We start from the raw sequence: 23,852 nt of genomic DNA on the forward strand, positions 1-23,852 counted from the left end.
CATGGATCTCGACGCCTACTCCGCCGCGCACCGGGACGAGTGGGCCCGCCTCGATGAGCTGGGTCGGCAGCGCGACTTCACGGGCGCCGAGGCCGATGAGCTCATCGAGCACTACCAAGCGGGTGCCAGCCAGCTCTCCGCCATCCAGACCACGGTTGGGGAGTCGGTGCCGGGCGATCGTCTGTCGCTCGGACTCTCGCGCGCGCGCCTCCGGTTTACGAGCGCGTCGGCGAGTGTGCTCAGCCGCCTGCCGAGGTTTTTCCTGGCCGACCTGCCGGCAGCTCTCTACCGTGTGCGGTGGCTGACGTTGGCGGTCGCGGTTGCCTTTATCGTGCTGGCGACACTCCAGGCGTGGTGGGTTGCCACCACTCCGGAGGCTCTCGCGATGATGGGAAGTCGCGCGGAACTCGAGGCCTATCGCGAGCAGTTCATCAACTACTACTCCGAGTACTCCGGCACATCGTTCACGAGTTTCGTGTGGACAAACAACGCCTGGCTCGCGGCCCAGGCCATCGGATTCGGCATCACGGGTGTGTTTCCCGCTTACCTCCTCCTGCAGAACGCCATCGGCATCGGCGGTTCCGCTGGGGCACTCGCGTCAATCGACTCGCTCGACGTTTTCCTTCTCTACATCGCGCCGCACGGACAGCTGGAGCTGTACTCCGTTTTTCTCGCGGCGGCTGCCGGCTTCCGCGTGTTCTGGGCGTGGATCGCACCGGGTGCCCGCACGCGCGCCCAGGCGCTCTCGGAGGATGGTCGCGCGATGTTCACGATTGTGGTCGGGCTCACCCTGGCGCTGCTGCTGTCGGGGCTCGTGGAGGGTCTCGTGACACGGCAGGAGTGGCCGTGGCCGATCAAGATCGGTATCGGAACGATCGCGCTCGCCGTCTTCCTGTTCTACCAGTGGGTTATCGGCGGACGCGCTGCTCGCGCGGGCCAGACCGGGGATCTCGCCGAGTTCGAGGCCGGTGCTCGCCAGTTGGTTGCCGGCTAGCGCTGATCGACTTCGGGTAGGTAGGTGCGAATCCAGCGCTCCTGGGTGACCCAGTGGTGTTCGCCGCCGCCTTCGTGCTCGTTGTACGGGTACACCTCCATCGTCATCGGCCCTTGCCACGCATTGGCCGCGGCGAAGACCGTCGAGGGCAGGCATACCGGGTCCATGAGTGCCGACGCGAAAAGTGCGGGAACCGTCGCGCGCCGAGCGAAGTTGACGGCGTCGAAGTAGGACAGTGTCTCGAACACCCGCTCTTCCTGACCGCGATGAACCGACAGATATCGAACGATCTCCGAGTACGGATCGCTCATGGCCATACTCACGGAACGTTCGAAGTGGGAGAGGAACGGCACACTCGGCATACTCGCGACAACATCGCCGACGAGCGCGGACACGGCGATGGCAAGGCCACCGCCCTGACTGCTCCCGACCAGCGCCACGAGTGACGGGTCAACGATGTCGAGAGAGCGCACGGCATCCACCGCGCGCACCGCGTCCGTGTAGAGGCGGCGGAAGTAGTACGTATCCCGGTCCAGAACGCCGCGCGTCATGACACCGGGAACCGACGCCGACACCACGCCGCGGTCCGGGGTTTCGCCGCCGCTACCCCACGAACTGCCCTGGCCGCGGTTGTCCATGAAGAAGTGGGCGAATCCCGCGGCGGCCCAACGCAGGCGCTCGTGCGGTAGCCCCCTCCCGCCGCCGTAACCGTTGTACTCGATGATCGCGCCGCGCAGGGGCCCGGCCGGAACGTTGAGCCAACCTTTGATTGCTTCCCCGTCGAAGCCCGGGAAGGTGACGTCGAACGTGTCGACGAGGCTCATTCCCGCCTCAACCCGGCGCGCATCGACGGGGGCTGAGAACGTCCTGGCTTCGGCGATGGTCGTCGACCAGAACTCGTCGAAATCGTCAGGTTCGCGTACCTCGGGCGAATACTCCCTCAACTGCTCGAGAGGCAGATCAAGCAGTGGCATGGTGCTCCTTTTCCGAAGCGGTGAGGTCGAGGGTGTCCACGATCGCACGGGATGCCCGTACGGCCGTGATCACCCCAGTGAGGGTCGCGTTACACACGACGGGGGTCGGGACAACTCCGTTGCCGGCCAGGAAGAGGTTGCGGAAATTCCACACCCGTCCGTCCGGATCGCACACGGACGTGCTGTCGTCGACCGGGCCTGAACGCACGGTTCCGGTCTGGTGCAACGACGAACCGGGAGGCAGGAGTGCTCGTTCGGTGTGCGGATCGAAGTCGCCGAGGCGCCGGGCAATCTTCTCGGCCAGGTCGAGGGCATCATCGATACGGGCGCGGTCGCTCTCCGAGTACTCGAACTCCACGTCGATGAGCGGCATCCCTGTGGCATCCAGCTCGGTTTCCGAGAAGACGAGTCGATTGCTCTCACGGGACTCAACGGGCGAGTACAGGGAGATTCCCGTCGAATAGGCCAGTGCAGTGTCATCGTCGTCGACGTAGACGACCCCGGTGACCTGGCCGTGGAACGGCTGTGCATCATCGTTGTGGGGGAGCCAGAGTGCGTCGGTCGCAAACTCGCCAGGCTTCGGGCGGGGCAGCTCGTCGATCGTCAGGCCGAGCCGATCGAGGTCGAGGAGCACACGGCTGGTGATGAAGGCGTGTTCGTTGAGGTAGGCGCCGAGTGCCCGCGGGCGGATCCCCGACGCAAAAAGGAGCTGAGGTGTGCGGATCGCATCCGCGCACACGACGGTCGCCGCAGCTGAGATCACACGCTCGGACCCCGTACGTGGATCCCGGATCCGGGCACCGCTCACGATCGATCCATCGTGCACGAGCTCGACCGCGAGGGAGTTGTCGAGAAGGGTGAATCGATCGTCGTCGCCCAGCATTCCGGGCCAGATTCGACTCGGGCCGGACCGTATGAGGGTTCCATTCGGGCCTTCCGCGACGGCCATCGGCATGAGGCGCGCGCGACGAGGCAGAGGGAAAAGCTCCTCGAAGACCTCCAGCACCCGTGCACCGGCCGCCGTGGCGCCGAGTGGGCCCGGGTCGACATACAGTATTCGACGTGCCGTCTCGAGGTCCCTTTCCCACTGCTCGGGGTCTCCGTCGTCGAAACGTTCCTCGCCCAGGGGGAACGGTGTCGCGGCGGTCCAGTGCACACCCATCCCGCCGAGGTTCCACGACATGGCCGCCGCGGGCATCGAGCCCGCCTGCTCGCCGAAGGCTCCGAGCCGATAGATGCCGGGATCCGCAGTGGTGATTCCGCCCTCGAGGTGGGTAGCCAGATCGGCACCCGCGTACATCGCCTGAATGCCCGACGATACCTTCGTGTTGTATCGCGCCCAGACCTCGGGGTCGGCGCTGTCGTGGAGATGGAGGCCAGGCACGGATCCGATGGATGGTGCGCCGTCGACCATCACGATGTGCGCGTGCGGAAGTGACTCGCGAACGAGGCGAGCCACACTCGCCCCCATGATTCCGCTCCCGATGATGAGGAGGTCGGGCTGGTCGCCGTGCGCTGTCATCGTTCCTTCTCCTCATGGGCGGGCCCGCTCCCGTAAACCCGGGGTTCGTCCTCAGCCGACCGTGCGGCCGACCACGGCAACCCTTCGGCGTGGACAAAACGAAGCAGGTCCCCGTTCATCGTCGACACCAGATCCCGCGGGTAATCGGGGCCGAGAGCGTCTTCGGCGTTGGGTGCCGTCCCGAGGAAAAAGGGAACATCGAGGCAGTGCGACGCGGTGGCTGTCACCGGGGATCTCCAGTCAAACCGATAGACCCAGGTCGGCGCGGTCGACCGACGCCGCGCGTCGACCGTTCGGCGAACGGTCCCGTGGAAGAGCTCGGACGACAATTTGTGGCGCGTGGTGGAGCCGTCAACGAGGTCAGGCGGGGAGAGCTCGTGGGCGGTTGCTCCGATCAGGAGCGGCTTGTCGAGGCCGTGACGGCCGAGGGCATCCATAATCGGCTCGGGCACCAGGTCGTCGCCGTAGACCGGCGCGAAGGGACGCAGCGATGCGGTGCTGCCCGTTTCCGCGAGATCGACCGAGGCTCCTTGTAGTTGCAATGAGGACATCCGCTCGAGCTCTGACGTGTCGACTCCCGCGCGCTCGGCGAGGGTGGTGGTGACGCGCGTCGCATCGTCGAGGGAGAGGCAGACGTCGACGGGGGAGAAGGCCGCTGCTTGCTGGAACAGCCCGACAGCTCGGGGGCTCGACAGTAGGGTAAGGACCGCGCCTCCCCCCGCCGATTGACCCGCAATGGTCACGCGTGAAGGATCCCCTCCGAAGTCCGCGATGTTGTCCTGAACCCACTCGAGGGCCGCAATCCAGTCGGAAACGCCACGATTGATCCCGCTGGTCGCCTTGCCGAACCCTTCCCAGCCGAGCCGATAGCCGATGGTGACGACGAGCGCACCACGCGAAGCACTCGGCGAGCCGTCGTACCACGGCCCTATCGCAGAACCCGAGACGTAGCCGCCGCCGTGCACCCAGACGAGCACCGGGAGACGACTGTCTGCGCCACCCGCGTGTGCCGGTGAGAACACGTTGAGATTCAGGGTCTCCTCCCCATCGACAGACGGTTCGGGGATGAAGGTCGACTCGTAGGGTTGTCCCCGTTGTGCAGTGGCTCCCCAGGATGTCGCGGCAAACGCATCGGTAAACGGCGGCCGGCGCTGAGCTCCCCGCCATCGGCTCGGGCCAATCGGCGCCTCGGCATACGGGATACCCAGAAAACGATCGACAACCCCGTCCGACAGGCCGACAATCCGGCCAGCCGGGCACTCCACGATCACCTCGGTCATCACGGGCCGAAGAGGTTCGACTCGATGCGATCCAACGAGGTTCTCAACGCACCCAGAAGAACGGCTTTGTTCCCGAGTTCGGTGAGCGTCAGTCGCGTGTCCGGGCTCGTGCGCGAATCGAACTCGCGCCCCAACGCGTCAACAAGCGGTGCACCGATGTCGCTGAAGGCTCCGCCGAGCACAAGCACCTCGGGGGAGAGGAGACACGCGATCGCATGCAGACCGGGCGCGAGCGCACCGGCGAGCGCGTTGACGTCCCGAAGTGCATCGCTGTCGCCACTGCGCGCCCGGCGGGCCAGATCTAGGGCGACCTCGCCGGCTTCCGTTCTCGGAGCGTCGAGGGCGAGAAGAGGATTGGGGGCCATCGGCTCACCAAGCCCGAACACGGGCTGCGCCCAGTAAATCTCTCCGGCTTGCCCGTGTAGTCCGCGATAGAGCTTGCCGCCGATGACAACACCGATGCCGACCCGACGGCCCTCGGCGAGCACGTAAACGTAATCGGATGCCGACTGTGCGCCGCCGCGCCATCCCTCACCGACTGCTGCGAGCTTCGCGTCGTTCTCCACGACCACCTCGCACGGGAAGAGATCCGAGAGTGCTTCTGAGAGGGAAAATCCAGACCAGTCCGCGACCGACGGACCGACTGCGCCGACCGCTCCCTTCAGCTCGACGATCCCGTCATCGCCGACGACACCCATTGTCGAGACCGTGACAGCCGCCACCTTCGCGACCGAGACATCGAGGGTGCGGAAGAGCGCGGTGACCGCACCACGTACCTTGTCGAGCCGTTCCTCTCGTGGTGTGCTCGCACTGACCGGCTCCGACCACGAACCGAGGGGAGCGCCATAGAGATCGGAGAGCATGACCTCGATGCTGTCCTGCCCTATCTGTAGGGCGAGAGCGAAGGCGTGCTGCGCCTCGAAGGTGAACTGTCGCGCGGGTCGGCCAGCGCCCTTGGATTTGTGATTGAAGCTTTCCGCGGCCTGCCCGAGCGAAACGAAGTCACCCAGGATGAGTTCGAGAGTTCGCCGCGAAAGGCCCGTCTCATCGGTGAGCTGGGTGAGGGTGGCCGACCTCCGACGATGGAGCTCGCGCAGAGTCGTTGCAGCATTGAGCCGACGCATGGCGGCCGGGTCGATGGGCCCAACAGTGGTCATGACTTACTTTCTCTCACTATCGACGTATCCATCACTTCATTCCCACTGTGGCGATGCCGCGGATGAAGTACTTCTGCAGGGCGAGGAAGAGGATCAGCACGGGAAGCAGCACAACAATGGCCCCGGCGAGGAGTATCCCGTAGTCGACCGTTTCCGTTCCCTGGCTCATCGCCGAGAGCGCCACGGGCAGCGTGTAGCGATCCGTCGTCTGGGCGACGATGAGCGGCCAGAGGAATCCGTTCCACGAGGCGAGGAACGCGAGGAGGGCTTGAGTGGCGATCGCGGGGCCGGCGAGGGGCAGGAAGATCACGCGAAACATCCGGAACTCGCCCGCGCCGTCCAGCCGAGCCGCCTCGAAGAGCTCATCGGGAATGGACTCCGCGTACTGGCGCATGATGAACACCTGGAGCGGCAGCACCAGCATGGGAAGGGCGATCCCGGCGAGAGTGTCGATGAGCCCGAGCCGTGCCACCACAACAAACTGGGGCACAAAGATCGCGGTGAAGGGGATCATCATCGAGGCGAGGATCGCGCCGAATACGACGCGTCGGCCGCTGAAGTGCAGTTTGGCCAGTGCGTAGCCCACCATCGAGGCGAAAATGACGTTGCCGACCACAATGATCGTCGCCACCACCACGGAGTTGACGCCGTACCCGAGGAAATTGCCGTCGACGACGAGGGTAACGAAGTTGTCGAGAGTGGGATTGACCGGAAACCAGGCCCCCGGGTTAGCGAGGATTTCGCCCGTGCTCCGGAAAGCGCCGGCGAAAACCCAGAGGAAGGGAGCGAGGACCACCACGAGCGAGCCGACGAGGATGGCGTAGAGCACCCCAGTACTGACACGCGTCCGCCATCCCGCAGTCGCTCGCGACCGAGTCATGACTTGCTCCTCAGGAGTCGGAACTGCACGATGCCGAGCACGGCGACGATGAGCACCATGACGTAGGAGGAGGCCGCAGCCTTGCCGAGGTCACCGAAGCCGAACTGGTTGAAGGTGAAAAGGCCCAGCGTGATCGTGGAGTCGAGCGGTCCACCGTCCGTGAGCACGTAGGGGACCTCAAAGACTTGAAGGAAGAAGATGGTGAGCAGAACGGAGACGAGCAGGGTCGTCGGACGCAGCAGTGGCCAGGTGATGGAGAACAGGATGCGCCATCGACCGGCGCCATCGAGAGCCGCTGCTTCGTAGACGTCCTCCGGCACCGATTGCAGTCCCGCTAGATACAGCACCATCGCTGTACCGAAGTTCAGCCACACACCCAGCGCGATAATCACGGCGAGGGCGAACGCGGGATCCCCCAACCAGTTGGGGCCGTCGATCCCGAACCACGCCAACGCGGAGTTGACCGGGCCGCGGGCGTTGAACGCGTACTGCCAGATTGTCGCGACCGCGACGATATTGGTAACGACGGGAACGTAAAAGGCTGCACGAAAGAACGTGCGGAAGCGGGGGATGCCCGTGTTGAGAGCCACGGCGAGCAAGAACCCCACGGCAAGAGTGATGGGTACCCCCACCACAACGTAGATGCCGGTATTGAGAAGAGACCTGAGGAACTGAGGGTTAGCGAAGAGGTCGGTGAAGTGGGACAACCCGACGAAACTCACGGCGAGTGGGTTGCGCAGGTCCGAGGATCGCATGTCCGTGAAACCGATGACGAGAGAGATGACGATCGGGAGTGCCGTGAACGTGAGGAAGATCACGATGAACGGGAGGCTGAGAAGCCAACCCGCCCGGTTCTGACCCGTCGTGACAGCCGATCGGCGCGCCGGGGACCGCCGGGGGGCGGGGCGCTCCTCGAGCACCCCGCCCCGCGTTCGTGACCGTACGCGCATCGACTAGCGTCCCGTTCCGATGCTGTCGGCGAGCGACTGGCCTTCGGCGAGGACGTCGTCGATCGAGACGCCGCCGCGGATCATCTTCTCGGCCTGACCGCCCAGCATCTTGGTGAACTGATCCCACGTGGCGATCGCAGGTGACGCGCTCGCCGTCTCCATCTGCTCGAAGAACGGCTCGAGGTAGGCGTCGTCGGTCAGGTCGGCCTCTTCCCATGCGGTGGTGCGAGGCGGGAGGCTGCCGAAGCCCTCGTACTGCTGGAGCTCAGTGTCGACCTGCCCGAGGTAACGGATGACCTTCCAGGCTGCATCGGGATTGTCGGAGGAGTCCGACACCGTCCAGCCGCCTCCTACGAGCATGCCTACGCTTCCGGCAGGACCGGCGGGCAGCATGGCGACGCCGAGGTTGTCCTGCATCCATTCCTCGCCGACCGCTTCGTTGAATTGAGCGAGAACCCAGGGGCCGGTGACGAGCGACCCGATCTGACCGGACGTGAACGACGACACCTGGTCGAGGAAGGTGGGCCCGTCGGGCGAGGTGAGCCCATCGGCGAAGAGGGCCTGGTACTGCTCGAACGCCGCGTGCATCTCAGGGGTGTCGACCTGCCACTCCGTGCCATCCTCGGAGACGAGTTCCGCGCCCGCACTCTTGGCAAGCGTCGAGACGAAGAGACCGGTGTCGGTGCCCCAGGAGACGTCGCTTCCGAACGGTTGCGCGGCTCCACCCTCGCGCAGGCCCTCGAGGAAGGGAACCCATTCGTCCCACGTGGTCGGCGCCTCGACTCCCGCCTTTTCGGCGAAGTCGGAACGGTAGAGGAGCACTCGAACGTTGTTGTACCACGGCACGAGGTACTGGACGCCGTCGATCTGCCCGAGGGCGAGGGTGCCGGGGAAGAAGTCCTCCAACTCCACGAGCCCGTCCGGCACCGCCGACCATGTGCCGCTCAGGAGGGTTCCGTCGGCTTTCACGAGGGCGACGTCGGGGAGAGTGTCGGAGGCGATGGCGGCCTGGATCTTCTGCACGTACTCGTTGACCGGGATGACCGTCACATTGACCGTTGCATCCGGATTGTCGTCGCGGAAGCCTTCGAGAAGGGTGTCGAGGTAGTTCGCGTCGCCGCTCGGTGCCCAGACGTCCACAACGCCGGTGGCCGGTTCGTCATCGACGGCTGCTCGGGTTGCCTCGGGCGTCGAGTCTGCGCGACCGCACGCCGCGAGTACCGCCGACGTGGCGATGAGAAGGCCGATGGCAGCGACCGTTCGGGATCGGGAACGAGTTGAGACAAACACTATCTAGGCTCCTTGGTCGAGTGGGAAATGCGATGCTCGAACATTATGAGAGAGTCACCCATATTTACAAGGCTCGAATCATGCTTGTCTCACGCTATTTACGCCGCTGAAACATTGGGCAGTGGCTCGGGTTTTGGGTATCCAGTCAAGGGGATGAGTTCTAATCTGCGATTTAGTTAGATAATTCGCGGGCGTCGAGCAGTTGCGTATTGAGCTGAGCCATCTCCTCTGTCCCCACCGCGGGGCCGAGGCTCGCCGCCTCGATGAGTGTCATGGGAGCAGCGAGGACGCTGACAAACGGATTCGCGAGGAACGGCAGGGCGGCCATCACGAGCTCCGACGTGGCCGGATCGGCGAGCCACGATCGGACCGCGCCGGAGACCACGGGCGAGTCTGGGTCAAAGTCCTCGGCTCGCGGCGGGGCGAGTGCACCTCGCTCGCGCTGAGCGCGTTGCGCACGAACGAGCAGATGGTGCTCACCGACCGGTCCGGTAGCGGGGAGTCCCAGCCGCGTGTACTGCTCGAGTGGGGCATCCGCTTCACGCATGGCCTCGACGAGGAGGGTGGCCATGCGGAGTTCGACAGCGTCGTCTTCGAGGGGTGCCAGTTGATCAGGATCGGTCGCCAGATCAAACAGCATCGTGCCGAAGAGCCAGGGGCTTCCGGTCGAGACGGTGGGGACCTTGAGCACGGGAATGCCCTTGGTGAAGTCGAATCCCGGAACGAGGGCAGCTTCCCGCAATTCGGGGAGGGGAAAAGCTCCCTGCAAGCGCGTGGGCATGAGGGTGTACTCGAACAACGGTTGGTTGTCGGGTGAAACGGATGCCCGCATGTAGACGTACCGACCGTCGGTGACGTTCACGTGCCCGCCGTGATTGCCGAACAAGGCAACGTTGCTCTCGCGATCGGTTCCCGAAAGAAGCGGGCCTATCGGTTCTCCCTCCATGTCGTCTGGCACGGGCGCGCCGAAGAACTCCAGCAGGGTGGGAGCGAAATCGATGGTTCTCACAACATCCGTGTTGCGTGCCCCGCGCCGCTCGGAGCGCGGATCCCACACGAACAGTGGCACGTGGATGTTCTCCTCGTACCAGGGTTGGACCATCTTTCCCCACCACTCGTGCTCACCGAGAAGTAGTCCGTGGTCGGTGCAGACGATGAGCATCGTGTTGTCCCATAACGACAGGCGATCGAACTCATCGAGCACTCGACCCAACGAGTGGTCGCACTGACGCAGGAGTGCCCGGTAGGAGTCGATGTAGTCCGATGTCGGATCCGACTCAGCGGTGCGCTTGTAGGAGGGCCAGTCGTGCTGTGGAGTTTCTCCGCTCTGGTACTGCTCGGAGGCGGTGAACGGTTCGTGCGGGTCGAACGCTTCGATCTGGAGAAACCAGCGATCCTCGCGATGGTTTTCCTGGATGAACTCGATGCCCGCATCAAACGTCAGCGTTTGCGGATGCCGCTCCTCTGACTCGGTGTAACGCCGATTGATCTGATCCTGGCGCCAGAGCTCGCCACCACGTGACCCCGGGATGTCGGCCGGATCACGAACGACACCTTTCCACGCGTCCCCTTCTTGGCCGCGAATGAACTCGAAGGTGCGGAATCGACCGTGGTACGTCGCCCCGCCGTCGCCCCAATAGTGCTTGTGGTCGGTGACGAGGTGGGTGTAGACACCGGCGTCACCCAGGAGCGCGGCCGCGGAGTCATCGAACGGTTCCAACGGGCCCCACGAGCGGTGCAGAAAGTTGTAGCGACCGGTGTGCATCTCCCGGCGGGCGGGCATGCAGGGCATCGACCCGGCATAACACGTGTCGAACGTGACCGATCGTGCTGCAAGGCGATCGAAGTTCGGGAGGACGTCCGCGCCGCCGTACGGTGGGAGGTAGCGCCGATTGAGTGTGTCGAACATCACGACAACAGCACGCATCTCTCCGGACCTTCCGTCTGGCAATTTAGGGCGGTTGTATTATATTCCGAGTGAAAGCATAGGGCGCGGCGAGAATCGAGGATCCCGTGGCTGAGACCGAACCAACCGGATCCTGCTGTATGCCGCCGGGGCCAGTCGATCGGGTCGACTCCTCTCCCATACGTGCCACCGGGTCGCATCGAATCGAACAATCGAGCCTTCCGGGCGCGACCTTCGTCATGGGCGACTCGTCGGGGGACGCCAATCCGATGGACGGCGAGCTCCCGCGTCATCCCGTGGTCCTCGACGCCTTCGAGATCGACATCACACCCGTGACGAACGAGCAGTTCGCCGAGTTCATCGAGGCCACGGGCTACATCACAGAAGCCCAAGCACTCGGCGCGTCCGCCGTAGCCGAGGTTCTCCTGAGAAGTCACGCGCCGATCCCCGGGGCCGAACGCAGTGATCCGCCGTGGTGGGTGACGGTGCCGGGCGCCGATTGGTCGCACCCGATCGGGCCACACAGCTCGCTCGAGGGACTCCACGACCACCCGGTTGTCCACGTGAGCTGGAACGACGCCAACGCCTATTGCCAGTGGGCTGGCCGACGGCTCCCAACGGAGGGGGAGTGGGAGTACGCGGCCAGGGCCGGGCACAGCGAGTGGACGTACCCCTGGGGCAACGACGGTGTCGAAGAAGGGGGGTGGCGCGCCAACATCTGGCAGGGCGAGTTCCCCACCCACAACACCGGGGCCGACGGATGGGTCGGCACCGCACCCGTCAAGTCCTTCGAACCCAACGACTTCGGTCTGTGGCAAATGGTCGGCAACGTGTGGGAGTGGTGTTCCGACCGGTTCAGCCCTCGGTACTACTCCGCGTCGGTGATCCAGGATCCACGCGGTCCCGAACGCGGCAGTACTCGCGTGCTTCGAGGCGGCAGCTACCTGTGCCACGACTCCTACTGCAACCGATATCGCAACTCGGCACGAAGCTCTAACACACCGTCGTCCTCCATGGGCAACGCGGGGTTTCGAACGGTGTCCCTCCGCGCGGAACCGTGACCGCGCATCCGGCTGGCCGTAATACGACGGATGCCCGAGGCCGAAGCCCCGGGCATCCTGTGCTGCGCTGAGAGCTAGCCGCGCTTCTTGCTATCGAAGAGCGCGTTGTAGGTGAACCCCGCGATGAGCGCACCGACGATGGGTGCGACGATGAACACCCACAGCTGGATGAGCGCGTCGCCGCCACCGTAGATGGCCGTTGCGATGGAGCGGGCGGGGTTGAACGAGGCGTTGCTCACCGGGATCGCCACGAGGTGCAGAAGCGTAAGGGTGAGGCCGATCGCGAGCGGCGCGAATCCGGTCGCCGCCCGACGGTCCGTGACACCGAGGATGACGTAGAGGAACACACCCGTCAGCACCACCTCGGTGATGATGACGGCCACGAGGCCGAACCCGGCGGGGGAGTGGTCTCCGAACCCGTTGGAGGCGAAGCCACCGGCGATGAAGTCGCTCAGGGCACCCGCTGGCCCGTTGGAGGCGATGAGGAAGAGCACGGTCGTGGCGAGGGCTCCACCGATGATCTGCGCGACAACGTAGAAGGGAACATCGCGCCAGGCGAAGCGACCGGATGCCGCGGCACCGAGTGTGACGGCCGGGTTGAAGTGTCCACCCGAGATGTGGCCAACGGCGTAGGCGCCGGCGATGACGGCGAGACCGACCGCGAGGGCGACACCGAGCCAGCCGGTGTTGGGCGACGAGAACAGCGCTGTTCCGATCACTCCACCGACGAGCAGGAAGGTGCCGAAGATCTCGGCGGCGACCCGCTGGGGGAGTGAAGCAGAGGTGTCGACGTCGACGTCGGAATCCGCAAGTGGCTTGTCCATGACGGGACCTTTCCGTGGGAGGTGCGCGAACGCCCCGAGCCTAGCGGAGGCGTTGTCACTTCTAGAGGCGCCCCGCTGCTTTGAGCGCTATGTACCGATCGGCGAGTGCCGGCGGCAGATCTTGGGGGGATCCCGTCACCACGTCGCCGCCCAACTGCCGAATCGCGGTCGCGACCCTCGCCTGATCCAGGAGTGCGCGTTCTGCCGCGGCGGCGTCGTACACCTCGTCTCGGGTTCCGCGCTGCAGTGTGGCCTCGAGCACGGCGGGATCGGTGACCGACGAGACGACGACGGTGTGCTTGCGCGTCAGTTGGGGCAAAACAGAGAGGAGGCCGCGGGAGGCGCCGGGCGCATCGATGGCGGTGGCGAGCACAACGAGGGCAGAATGCGACGTCACGGACCGCACGATGCCCGGCACCGACGACCAGTCCATGTCGATGAGTTCGGGCTCGACGGGGGCCATCGAGGTGACCATTCGGGAGAGCAACTCGGCACCGGTGGCTCCCTGAACACGACCGCGCACTCGTCGATCGAAGATCACGAGATCGACTCGGTCGCCGGCACCCGAAGCGAGAGCGGCCAGCAGGAGGGCAGACTCGAATGCCGTGTCGATTCTGGGTTCGTTGTCGATACGCGCGGCCGACGTGCGGCCCGAGTCGATGAGGATGACAACACGCCTGTCCCGCTCGGGGCGCCAGGTGCGAACCACCAGTCGGCGGCCGTCAGCCGAGGTCGGATCGTTGCGTCGTGCGGTGGCGCGCCAGTCGATGGACCGCACGTCGTCGCCACGGACGTAGTCGCGGAGGCTGTCGAACTCGGTGCCCTGACCGCGCACCATCACACTCGTCGCGCCGTCCAGTTCGCGGAGCCTCGCGAGGCGCGACGGTAGGTGTTTGCGCGAGTTGAATGGCGGCAGCACGAGCAGTGCGCCAGGGGCTGAAAGGGTAGCTTGCCGAGCCCACAGCCTGAGCGGCCCAAAGGAGCGGATAGTGACGTGGCGTGTTCCGCGTTCGCCCCGGCGGAACGGCTGGAGCGTGAAGGTGCGAGAACGTCGCTCACCCGGGGGAACGGTCATCCGTACTCGCGTCGGACGCGCGCCAGCCGAGGGTGACCACCCGTCGCGAACGATGCCGCGCACCGTGCGGCGACCCGTGTTGGCAATCGTGAGGATCGACGGTGCCGAATCTCCCAGACGCAATCGCCCCGGGAGGTCTCGACTGATCGAGACCTGCCGGGGAGAGCCAGCGATGACGAGGTCGATGATGCCGAGAATGACCGCGCCCCCACACCACAGCGCAGCAACGACGGGGTCGCCGAGGATGGCCGTCGGCAGCACACCGACGACGAGGAGGAGCACAAACCAGCCGCTGATCGCCATGGTTTAGATCGGTACCTGCACCTGCTGAAGGATGGACCGCAGGATCGTGTCAGGTGTGACGCCCTCGAGCTCTGCCTCCGGCCGGAGCTGGATGCGGTGGCGCAGCACGGGCAGTGCCATCGCCTGAACGTGATCGGGGGTGATCGCCTCGAAGCCATTGAGCCACGCCCACGCGCGAGACGCGGCGAGGAGCGCCGTGGAGCCGCGGGGGCTGACGCCGAGCTTGACGGAGGGGCTCTGCCGCGTTGCTCGCGCCAGGTCGACGGCGTAGGCGAGGACATCCGCGGATGCACCGACTCGAGCCACGGCGGCCTGCGCCTGAGCGAGTTCCTCAGCCCCGAGCACGGGTGTCACCCCGGCGGCGACGAGGTCGCGTGGGTTGAACCCTGCCGCATGGCGCTGTAGCACTTCGACCTCGTGCTCGCGGGCGGGGAGATCGAGGGTCAGCTTCATGAGAAAGCGGTCGAGTTGGGCTTCGGGGAGCGTGTAGGTGCCCTCGTATTCGATGGGGTTCATGGTCGCCGCGACAAGGAAGGGCACGGGGAGCTTGCGCGTGACGCCGTCGGCGGATACCTGGCGCTCTTCCATCGCCTCGAGCAGGGCAGACTGTGTCTTCGGCGGCGTGCGGTTGATCTCGTCGGCCAGAAGGATGTTCGTGAACACGGGTCCTTCGCGGAATTCGAACTCACCCGCCTTGGAGTCGTAGACGAGGGAACCGGTGAGGTCTCCCGGCATGAGGTCCGGTGTGAACTGGACACGCTTCGTTCCGAGGGACAGCGCGTGGCTGAGCGTGCGGACGAGGAGTGTCTTGGCAACTCCCGGCACACCTTCCAGCAGCACGTGGCCGCCCGCGAGGAGGGTGATCGTGAGGCCCGTGACGGCGGCATCCTGGCCAACAACGGCCTTGCCGACCTCGGTGCGAAGTCTCGCGAAGGACTCGCGAAGCTGGGTATCTGTCATGGGTCGATTCTCTCCGGTTATGGCGTGAGGGCGGTCAGGGTGAAAGTCGTCGAGCGACATCGCGCTCGAGGGTGAGAAGGGCATCGGAGTAAGCGATGAGGTCTCGATCGTTCCGAGGCTGAGCACCGACGAGAAGGTTCCGGAGATCCTGGATGTCTCCTCCTGTCACTGCAGCGACGGCGGCGATGACCTCCTCGACGGTCGCGTGACGTGACAAGCCGCACATGGTTGCCAGGCGATCGATCGTGCCGATCCTCAGCGCGTCGAGGGCGCGCAGGCGCGAGGACGAGCGTGCGTAAAGGCGGGAACGACCGAGCATGGTTTCGCTCGCCTTGACCGTGACGGGCAGGTTTTCGATCACGAGCGGTCCAAAGCGACGCCCCCGCCACACTGCAGCGGCGATGCCGACGATGACGAGCAGAATCATGACCGCGATCACCCACGCGGGGCTGAGATCGGCGTCGGATTCACCCACGTCGATGTCGGAGAAGCTCGGCACGTACCAGACCAACCGCTCACGTTCTCCGAGAAGCCCCAGTGCAAATGCGGCATTGCCGTGATTCACGATGGCCTCGTTGGTCATCGCGGTTGTCGCGCCGACGACCGTGACATCCCCGTCCGCCTTCTCGACCCGGATGACCGAGAACACGTCGTCGTCGCTCTCGAAGCAGCGTTCGGCTTCCACCGTGTCGTCGATGACGCGGAAACCAACTCCGTCTCCCGTGATCGTGCCCGCTCGTTCGACTGCGCCGAGGTCGCAATCCGCGTCGAGGATTCCTGTCACCGACCCGGCGTGCGCGACCTCGGGGGCGATCGCGCGCAGCTCGGAGAAGTACGGGTCGAGGATGACGAGTGACGAGGTGAGCGAGGCTGCATTGATGAGCTGGTCGCCATCGAGGATGCCGGAGACATCGTGGAGCACGAGGGTTGTGTCATCGGCGCTGCGCACGGCGTCGATCGTGTCATCGAGGGAACGTGTCACGGTCACGTCGACGCCCTGATCGCGAAGCACTTCGACGAGGGCCATCGTTCCGGTCGGTGCAGGGCTTTCCGGGTCCAGAGGCGGGCCGCCGGAACCCGATCCGACGGCGGCGAAGGAGACGAGCGCGACTGCGATCGCGACGATTCCGATGGCGATCCAGGACACCCAGCGTCGCGCGGTCACCCGCAACGTCGGGGTGACCTCCGTGGTCTCGTCGAGCACAGCCGTCACGCCACCACCACCGCGCTCGCCGCTCGTCGCTCGCGCGCGTGGGCTTCGAGGTCTGCCACGAGCTCGTACTCCTCCCGGGTGCCCGAGGCCCCGAGGTAGCGCACGTTGTCGAACACCTTCGCGGCACCCTGGAACGACTCGGCCAGATCGGGCAATCGCTCGGAGGCACCGAGCGCAAACGCTCTGGCCGTTGTGCCGGGTGTCGTTGTCAGGATGCCCCGCTCAGCCAACCCCTTCGCGGTGGCACGGAACATCTCGGCGATAGCGGTGTTCCAGTCGCCTCGAGCGGCTGCGGTCTGGGCATCCTTCCGCAGTGCAGCGGAGTCACGTTCGTCGTCCTCACCGAAGAGGGCACCGGCCACGGCACTGCGTCGATTCAGGCGCGGGACCCCGAACACGAGGATCGCCACGATCACCGCGGCGGCCACAAGCACAAGCACGATGGCGATGCCGAACGCTGGCGGGCCCTGCACGGTGCCGACCTGGAGCGACATCAGCCAGTCCCAGATCGCCTGAGCGACCTGATCGATGAGGGTCGGGCGGGCGGCCTGGTACTGGGGGCCGGACAACTCGGTGACGAGCCACTCCCTGGCCTCGTCGGCATCCGGATCAACGGGCACCGTCGTGGGGGCGATGATCATGTGTAGGCGGGGGGAGCGGGGGCGGGCGCCGAAGGTCGAACGAGATAGGGATCCGGCACGGAGTCGTCTCCCGCTTGGCGCGCCTCGACAAATCGCGCGAGCTCCAGATCCAGACCCTCTTTGCGCATGCGGATGTCGATGTAAATAAGCGCGGTCGTGGCCGACTGGATGACCGCGCTGATCGCGCTGATCACGACCGACAGCAGCAACGTGAGTGCGTAAATGACGACGATCACGCCGATCGAGGCATCGACGTCGCCCTGCGGATTGATGAGCACCGAGACGAACGACATAACGATGGACAGCGGTATCGACACCACTTGCGAGACGACGGAAATGATGACGGCGACAAGCAACTGGATACCGAGGGTCTTCCAGAAGTAACCGATGGTGAGCGACCACGACCTGCTCACCGCCTGCCGGATGGGCAGGCGTTCGATCACGATCGCGGTCGGGACGAGGCATAGGCGCGTCCAGAGCCACGCCCCGAGCACGGCGAATCCGAGGCCGGCCAAGAGCCCCAGCCCTACGCTGACGCCGATTCCTGCCGGTCCGCCGAAGGTGACGAGGAGCACGATCGCGACAACCACGATGGTCACAGCGAGTGAGACCACGAGGGTTGCAAGCAGGGCCCACCCGATGAGAGCCCAGATGCGGCCCCGGGCCGCGCGAAGCAGTCCAGCCAACGTGTGCTTTTCGCCGAGCGTGCCGCGCGCCACCTCGAGCACGATCACACCTTGGAGAACCGCGACAGCGGCGATGGACAAGACGATCGGGATGAGGGAACCCAACAGGATCGTCGCGATGCTGCCCGCCACAATCGCCTCGGAATCCGCTCCCGACGCAGACGAGATTCGGGAGACACCCCAGAAGGCGAAAAGCCCGACGATGAGAACGGAGATGATCGACACCGCTCCGGTGACGAGCAGAGAGAAGCCGAACATGGGCCGAGGATTGCGTCGGAGCACCTGGAACGACGCGCCCAGGATTGTTCCGAGGGTCAGAGGCCTGAGCGGAATGAGCCCTGGCTTCGGCGGGGGCGCCCATCCCGGGGGCGGAGTCGGCGAGCCGCTTGGTACGCCGCCCATCGGTGCTACGGGCGGAGGGGCTACGGGTGTGGGTGCGGCGGGAGGGGTGAACGGGCTCGGGGGAGGTGTGACCTCGGGTCCTTGGGGGGAGCCGCCGGGCGCCTGCCAGGACGTGTTATCGGTCACAGGTTCACTCCCACGATGAGCTGGAGCCTCTCAGGCTTCTTGTGGACTTCATGCTTTCACACTCGACTACTCTTATGCGAAAGCATCCGAGGGACGCTCAAGCTCTGAATACATCCCCTTGCGAGGTCTAGTGAACGCGCGAATCCTGGTGGTCGATGACGACACCGCGCTCAGTGAGATGATCGGAATCGTGCTGAGGTCGGAAGGCTTCGAGCCCTCATTCTGCGAGGACGGAGCACGCGCGCTCGAGGAGTTCCGCACAACCAAACCCGATCTGGTGCTCCTGGATCTCATGCTGCCGGGGATGAATGGCATCGAGGTGTGCTCGAAGATTCGCGAGGAATCCGGCACCCCGATCATCATGCTCACCGCTCGTAGCGACACCTCCGACGTCGTCAAGGGGCTCGAAAGCGGAGCTGATGACTACGTCGTCAAACCGTTCAATCCGAAGGAACTCGTCGCGCGTATTCGTACCCGCCTTCGCCCGACTCCGGAATCCACCTCGGAGCAACTCACGATCGGCGATCTCGTCGTCGATGTGGCAGGGCACGAGGTCAAGCGCGGCGATACCGCGATCAACCTCACTCCGCTCGAGTTCGAACTGCTGCTCGCCCTCGCCCTCAAACCTCAACAGGTCTTCACACGGGAAATGCTTCTCGAGCAGGTGTGGGGCTACCACTACAAGGCAGACACGAGGCTCGTGAACGTGCACGTCCAGCGTTTGCGGTCCAAGGTCGAGGAAGATCCGGACAACCCCAAGATCGTCATGACCGTGCGCGGGGTCGGCTATCGCGCTGGCAGTTCCGCGTAGCGATGCGCTACCTCGACTGGCGCGGCTGGTTCGCCTGGCTCGCGCGCCTGTGGCGATCATCGCTGCAGGTGCGGACCGTCGCGATCACCGTCATCCTGTCGGCCGTCGCGGTGTTCATCATCGGTACAACGATGTCGTTGAGTGTCGGCAATAACCTCTTCGACGCTCGTCGAGCCGAGCTCGAAGCGACGAGTGCCAACGCGACCCTCACCGGGCAGCGTGTGTTCGATGAAGCCGCCGAACAGGTTCAGTCGGAAGATCTCGAAGTCACCGTCATCGAGGCGTCCAAGGCGATCGCGAGTGCCGCCTCGACGCCGGGAGGCACACAGTTCGCGATCCTCCGTACCCCCGGGCAGGACGGCGCGCGCGCACCGGCCGACGTCCAATCGCGGGGCCTCGTCGATCCCGCGGCGGTGATCTCGCCCGAGTTGCGTGCAGCGGTCCAGTCGTCGGCGGAGGCCAGGACACAATCTCAATCCGTAGCGCTCGCCGCTGGCGACGCGGTTCACCCGGGTCTCGTTGTGGGCAGCGTTCTCGACATCCGAGGGGTCCAGTACGAGCTCTACCTCGTCTACGACATCGCGGATGCCGCGACCACACTCGGTTTCGTCCAGCAGACCCTCGTCGTGGGTGGCCTCTCCCTCATCGTTCTCATCGCCGCGGTCACGGTCATCGTTGTCCGTCTGGTCGTGGGGCCCGTGCAGCTGGCAGCGCAAACCAGTGAGCGGCTCGCCGCGGGTGACCTCGAGGTGCGTATCCCCGAGAAGGGTGAGGACGTCATCGCGACGCTCGCCCGATCGTTCAACGGAATGGCGGACAGCCTGCAACAACAGATCGAGCGGTTAGCCGCCCTGTCGCAAGTGCAGCAGCGCTTCGTCTCCGACGTCTCGCACGAGCTTCGTACCCCGCTCACGACCATCCGCCTCGCCGGCGATGTGCTCTACGACCAGCGGGAGACCTTCCCTCCCACGACGGCGCGCACCGCCGAACTCCTCCACACCCAGGTGGAGCGATTCGAATTGCTTCTGGCGGATCTCCTCGAAATGAGTCGGTACGACGCCGGAGCTGTCGAGATGGAGGCCGAACCGACCAATCTGGTCCGCCTCGCCGAGGACGCCATCGATTCGGTATCCGCCCTCGCGGTGACCAAGGGGAGCGACCTGAGGCTCGTCGCCCCCGGCGGCTATTTCGAGGCCGAGGTTGACGCTCGTCGCATCCGTCGAATCCTCGGCAATCTGCTCGGCAATGCGATTGACCACGGCGAGGGTAAACCCATCGTCATCTGGGTCGACAGCAACGCCGAAGCTGTCGCGATCGCGGTGCGCGATTACGGTATCGGGATGACCCCGGCGGCGATGGATCGAGTCTTCGACAGGTTCTGGCGCGCCGACCCGTCGCGCCAACGCAGCACAGGAGGAACCGGCCTCGGACTCGCGATCTCGCTCGAGGATGCCGCTCTCCACGGCGGATGGCTCGAGGTCTGGTCAGCACCGGGAGAGGGATCCTGCTTCCGGCTCACTCTGCCCCGGGAGCGGGGCGGCATCATCACGATGTCCCCGCTCGATCTCCCGCCCGCCGACGACGTTCCCGTGGCGGTGGACGATGCGTAGGGCACTCGGCGGCGTCGTCATCGGGGTGCTGCTCATCAGCGGATGCGCCGGCATACCCACCTCGGGTGGAGTTGTGCCCGGGGCCATCATCGACGAGCAGTTCGACCCGGAACTTGTTGTCCTCCCCTCGGAGCCGCGACCTGGCTCGACACAGGAGGACATCCTCATCGACTTCATGCTTGCGCTCCGCGGTCCCCAATCCGGTTACGCGATCGCGCGCCAGTATCTCGCCGAGAACATCGCGGACGACTGGAATCCCGACGAGAGCACGATCATCAGGACGGGCGGTTACTCAATAGCCCCCGGTTCGACCGAGAACACACTCCAGTACACCTTCACCAGCCGCGCAATCGTCGACTCGAACGGCATCTATCGCGAAGATCCGCCGGCAACACAGACCCTCGGGTTCGGGTTCGTTCAGGAAGAGGGCGAGTGGCGCATTTCCGCCGTGCCGGACGGCACCGTGCTCTCCCAATCGAGTTTTGACGTGGTCTTCGCCGAGTTGGCGCTGTACTTCTTCGACCCCAGCTATCAGTACCTCGTTCCGGATGTGCGCTGGTTCCCCTCCCGTGCCACGGTCACCTCACGAATCGTCCGCGAACTCCTGAAAGGTCCGGCGCCGTGGCTTCAGCAGGGCGCTGTCGTCAATTCCTTCCCCATCGCGACAACGGTCGTGGACGCCGAAAGTGTGTCGGGTGCTGCCACCGTCGACCTCAGTCCGGAAGCGCTCACCGCGTCCGCACTCGATCGTGACCGCATGCGCCAGCAGCTTGCGGCGAGCCTCGACGTTGCCACGGTCGACATGACCGTGGGCGGAATCGACTTGCAGACCCCGCCAGGTCTCCCCGTGGCGATCCGTAACCCGCGAGTCGAGAGCGCCGACCTGGTGGGGGACGGGGAGCGCTTCGGTTTCGCGACCGGAGATGTGCTCGCATCCATTCCCGGCATCAGCGACCGGGTGGTCTCGTCCGGGGCGACGGCTGTCACCCTCGCAGCAGACAAGCAGACCGCAGCGATGCTCACACCCGGCGGTGTCGCCGTCGCCCAGGCGGGCTCGTCTCAGAGCCCCGTTATTGATGACAGGCAGGGGCTCGTGGCGCCGGGGCTCGACCCGTTCCGCTACGTCTGGTCGGCGGAGCGCAGCAGCGCGGGGTCCCTAGCGGTCTTCGAAGCCGACGGCACACCCGTGAACGTCGCGAATCCCCTTCCCGCTGACGCGCAAGTGGTGTCGCTGGATGTTTCTCGCGATGGAACCCGATTGCTCGTGTACCTCTCGACGGCGTTCGGGCCGAAGCTTCTTGTTGCCGGCATCGTGCGCCAGCAGGGAACAAACGCCCCGACGGCGTTGGGCGAACCCCTGGAGTTGCCCATCCCCTCCGGTGAACCCGTCGATGCAACGTGGGTGAGCGATCGCTCCGTCGCCACGATTGCGAGATCCGGGGAGAGTTCGCCGGTCACCGTGATCGAGATCGGTGGACCGAGCGCCGCGCTGAGCGCTGCCGGGCAGGGTGTCGGCATCACGGGCGGCAACGATGGGACGGCTGGTTTGCGTGTGCTCGAGGCCGACGGGAGCGTGCTGAGCCCCCGAGGTAGCGGAGGATGGGTCGACACGGGGTTGCGGGCATCCTTCCTCGGCACCAAGCAGTAGCGAGTTCTCCACAGATCACGTTTATGTCGCTCGGTGCTGAATCACCGGTGCGAGTCTCGGGTGATGGCCCCAGCGTTCCTCGATGCGGTGCGTGACGCACTCGCTCTTCTCCTCCCCATCGACTGCGCGGGGTGTGGGAGTGCCGATCGACCCCTGTGCGATACGTGTCGATCCGTGCTTGCCGTCGCGGTGACGCCCCGCACCGTCGCGGGGGTGCCGACATTCACGTCGCTGCGCTACGAGTCGGAGGTGCGTCGGATCGTCCTCGCGCTCAAGGAGGAGGGCCGAACGGATGTCGCGCGCGAGCTCGCACCTGCGTTCTCCGCGGCGCTCATCGCCGCGCACGACGTCGAGCCGGAGGCGCTTGTGGTTCGCGTGCCCCGCTCGCCTTCGTCCTACCGTCGGCGCGGCTACGACCCACTCGGGCTCTTGCTCCGGCGAGCTGGCTGGCCGCGCGGGACAGGGCTGCGGCAAGCCCGTCACACGGTGTCCCAGAAGACGCTCGGGCTGGAGGAGCGCGCCGTCAACCTGTCCAACACGATGATCGCGAGCGACCGACTGGCCTCGCGCAAGATCATCATCGTGGACGACATCATCACCACGGGAGGCACCGTCGCGGAGGCCGCGCGAGCCATCACGGCGGTCGGAGGGGCACCCGTCGCCGTCGCCGCTCTCGCCTTCACTCCGAGGTTGCGGGGAATCCGTGACATCGGCAGCGTCGGAGACTACGGTGGGGCTAAAGGCGCGGGAACCGCCTGACCTACCAGGCGGCGAACGCAGTGATACGGCTGGAGGTCGCCATGGAAATCACCATCAACGGACGCAACCTGGGAGTCACGGACCGGTTCCGGGAGTACGCGACGGAGAAGTCGGAAAAAGTCGCCCACCTCGCCGACAAGGCAATCGCCTTCGAGATCAAGGTCTCTCGTCACGCGGAGACCCGCGGTTCCAGCGGCGATGACCGCGTCGAACTGACTCTCATCGGTCCCGGCCCGCTGGTGCGCGCCGAGGCATCCGGATCCGACAAGTACGTGGCATTCGACCTCGCCATGGCCAAACTTGTCGAACGAATCCGCCAATCGAAGGATCGGCGTAAGGTTCATCGCGGCAAGCACCGTCCGGTCTCGCTGCGCGAAGCATCCGCAGACGGGTTCAGTGTCGTCGACATCACCCCGGCGCGGCCCGAGGTCATCGACGCGGTCGCCACGGGCGAAATCCCCGTTCAGGACGACGGTGACTCCGAGCAGGACTACTCGCCGGTTGTCATCCGCCAGAAGGTCTTCCCGACGAGCCTCATGACGGTGTCGGATGCCGTCGACCACATGGAACTCGTCGGCCACGACTTCTTCCTCTTCATCGATGCGGAGACTGATCGCCCGAGCGTCGTCTATCGCAGGAAGGGATGGGACTACGGTGTCATCTCCCTCGAGGAGGCCGCGGAGGAACCCCGCAAGCTCGCCGGTCGCCGGCGTTAGGGGGCATTGCGCAGCCCACAGAGTTTCCCAGCCGCGTATTGCTACCATTACAAACCGGTAACAC

The 23,852-nt window shown here is 65.3% G+C and carries 21 protein-coding genes; 7 read left to right on the top strand and 14 right to left on the bottom strand.

Going from position 1 to position 23,852, the window contains the following annotated elements; all coding sequences use genetic code 11:
• Position 1 precedes the first annotated feature (1 nt).
• On the top strand, positions 2–994 hold the full coding sequence (locus LH407_RS10855; protein WP_322133973.1) for a stage II sporulation protein M: 993 nt from the start codon (positions 2–4) through the stop codon (positions 992–994).
• Here the strand turns inward: LH407_RS10855 and LH407_RS10860 are convergent.
• The 8 genes from LH407_RS10860 to LH407_RS10895 form a co-directional block, all read right to left on the bottom strand.
• A complete protein-coding gene (locus tag LH407_RS10860; RefSeq protein WP_322133972.1) occupies positions 991–1,968 on the bottom strand; it encodes an acetylxylan esterase in 978 nt (325 codons plus the stop codon). The two genes, LH407_RS10855 and LH407_RS10860, sit on opposite strands and share 4 nt — an antisense overlap.
• The gene (locus LH407_RS10865) at positions 1,955–3,490 is read right to left on the bottom strand and encodes a GMC family oxidoreductase (protein ID WP_322133971.1); all 1,536 of its coding nucleotides are present in this window, start codon (positions 3,488–3,490) and stop codon (positions 1,955–1,957) included. Before LH407_RS10865 ends, LH407_RS10860 begins: the two co-directional genes overlap by 14 nt.
• Complete coding sequence (locus LH407_RS10870; protein ID WP_322134938.1) at positions 3,487–4,770, bottom strand: carboxylesterase family protein; 1,284 nt, start codon at positions 4,768–4,770, stop codon at positions 3,487–3,489. The genes LH407_RS10865 and LH407_RS10870 overlap by 4 nt, the downstream gene beginning before the upstream one ends.
• Positions 4,770–5,927 carry an ROK family protein gene (locus tag LH407_RS10875; protein ID WP_322133970.1) on the bottom strand — a complete coding sequence of 386 codons (1,158 nt, stop codon included), beginning with the start codon at positions 5,925–5,927 and terminating at the stop codon, positions 4,770–4,772. Before LH407_RS10875 ends, LH407_RS10870 begins: the two co-directional genes overlap by 1 nt.
• Before the next feature lie 31 nt (positions 5,928–5,958).
• A complete protein-coding gene (locus tag LH407_RS10880) occupies positions 5,959–6,807 on the bottom strand; it encodes a carbohydrate ABC transporter permease (protein WP_322133969.1) in 849 nt (282 codons plus the stop codon).
• Positions 6,804–7,727, bottom strand: coding sequence for a carbohydrate ABC transporter permease (locus tag LH407_RS10885; RefSeq protein WP_322135017.1), 924 nt, complete (start codon positions 7,725–7,727; stop codon positions 6,804–6,806). Before LH407_RS10885 ends, LH407_RS10880 begins: the two co-directional genes overlap by 4 nt.
• 33 nt (positions 7,728–7,760) lie before the next feature.
• Positions 7,761–9,047 (bottom strand): sugar ABC transporter substrate-binding protein, encoded by a 1,287-nt coding sequence (locus LH407_RS10890; protein WP_322133967.1) that lies wholly within the window; start codon positions 9,045–9,047, stop codon positions 7,761–7,763.
• Positions 9,048–9,219: 172 nt separating this feature from the next.
• Positions 9,220–10,974, bottom strand: a complete 1,755-nt coding sequence (locus tag LH407_RS10895; protein WP_322133966.1) for a sulfatase-like hydrolase/transferase — start codon at positions 10,972–10,974, stop codon at positions 9,220–9,222.
• 119 nt (positions 10,975–11,093) lie between these two features.
• Here LH407_RS10895 and LH407_RS10900 point away from each other — a divergent pair, with 119 nt between their 5' ends.
• The gene (locus LH407_RS10900; protein ID WP_456061979.1) at positions 11,094–12,014 is read left to right on the top strand and encodes a formylglycine-generating enzyme family protein; all 921 of its coding nucleotides are present in this window, start codon (positions 11,094–11,096) and stop codon (positions 12,012–12,014) included.
• Between the two features lie 74 nt (positions 12,015–12,088).
• Here LH407_RS10900 and aqpZ read toward each other — a convergent pair whose 3' ends face one another.
• The 6 genes from aqpZ to LH407_RS10930 all read right to left on the bottom strand — a co-directional run bounded on the left by aqpZ (position 12,089) and on the right by LH407_RS10930 (position 17,974).
• On the bottom strand, positions 12,089–12,838 hold the full coding sequence (gene aqpZ, locus LH407_RS10905) for an aquaporin Z (protein ID WP_322133964.1): 750 nt from the start codon (positions 12,836–12,838) through the stop codon (positions 12,089–12,091).
• A gap of 61 nt (positions 12,839–12,899) precedes the next feature.
• Entirely contained in the window at positions 12,900–14,216 is a 1,317-nt protein-coding gene (locus LH407_RS10910) for a DUF58 domain-containing protein (RefSeq protein ID WP_322133963.1), read from the bottom strand.
• Between the two features lie 3 nt (positions 14,217–14,219).
• Complete coding sequence (locus LH407_RS10915) at positions 14,220–15,176, bottom strand: AAA family ATPase (RefSeq protein ID WP_322133962.1); 957 nt, start codon at positions 15,174–15,176, stop codon at positions 14,220–14,222.
• Between the two features lie 34 nt (positions 15,177–15,210).
• On the bottom strand, positions 15,211–16,389 hold the full coding sequence (locus tag LH407_RS10920) for a DUF4350 domain-containing protein (RefSeq protein WP_322133961.1): 1,179 nt from the start codon (positions 16,387–16,389) through the stop codon (positions 15,211–15,213).
• Complete coding sequence (locus LH407_RS10925; protein ID WP_322133960.1) at positions 16,386–17,030, bottom strand: DUF4129 domain-containing protein; 645 nt, start codon at positions 17,028–17,030, stop codon at positions 16,386–16,388. Before LH407_RS10925 ends, LH407_RS10920 begins: the two co-directional genes overlap by 4 nt.
• Positions 17,027–17,974, bottom strand: coding sequence for a hypothetical protein (locus tag LH407_RS10930; RefSeq protein WP_322133959.1), 948 nt, complete (start codon positions 17,972–17,974; stop codon positions 17,027–17,029). The genes LH407_RS10925 and LH407_RS10930 overlap by 4 nt, the downstream gene beginning before the upstream one ends.
• Before the next feature lie 400 nt (positions 17,975–18,374).
• On the opposite strand from LH407_RS10930, the gene mtrA reads away from it, so the two are divergent.
• The 5 genes from mtrA to hpf all read left to right on the top strand — a co-directional run bounded on the left by mtrA (position 18,375) and on the right by hpf (position 23,788).
• Positions 18,375–19,055: an MtrAB system response regulator MtrA gene (gene mtrA / locus LH407_RS10935; protein WP_322133958.1), complete on the top strand. Its 681-nt coding sequence runs from the start codon at positions 18,375–18,377 to the stop codon at positions 19,053–19,055.
• 2 nt (positions 19,056–19,057) lie between these two features.
• Positions 19,058–20,665 (top strand): MtrAB system histidine kinase MtrB, encoded by a 1,608-nt coding sequence (mtrB, locus tag LH407_RS10940; RefSeq protein WP_322133957.1) that lies wholly within the window; start codon positions 19,058–19,060, stop codon positions 20,663–20,665.
• Positions 20,658–22,313, top strand: a complete 1,656-nt coding sequence (locus LH407_RS10945; protein ID WP_322133956.1) for an LpqB family beta-propeller domain-containing protein — start codon at positions 20,658–20,660, stop codon at positions 22,311–22,313. Before mtrB ends, LH407_RS10945 begins: the two co-directional genes overlap by 8 nt.
• A 63-nt stretch (positions 22,314–22,376) precedes the next feature.
• On the top strand, positions 22,377–23,072 hold the full coding sequence (locus tag LH407_RS10950; RefSeq protein WP_322133955.1) for a ComF family protein: 696 nt from the start codon (positions 22,377–22,379) through the stop codon (positions 23,070–23,072).
• 41 nt (positions 23,073–23,113) lie between these two features.
• Positions 23,114–23,788: a ribosome hibernation-promoting factor, HPF/YfiA family gene (gene hpf, locus LH407_RS10955; RefSeq protein ID WP_322133954.1), complete on the top strand. Its 675-nt coding sequence runs from the start codon at positions 23,114–23,116 to the stop codon at positions 23,786–23,788.
• The last annotated feature ends 64 nt before the right edge of the window (positions 23,789–23,852 follow it).

This window comes from Antiquaquibacter oligotrophicus (assembly GCF_020535405.1).
In the GTDB taxonomy this organism is placed as follows: Bacteria; Actinomycetota; Actinomycetes; order Actinomycetales; family Microbacteriaceae; genus Rhodoglobus; species Rhodoglobus oligotrophicus.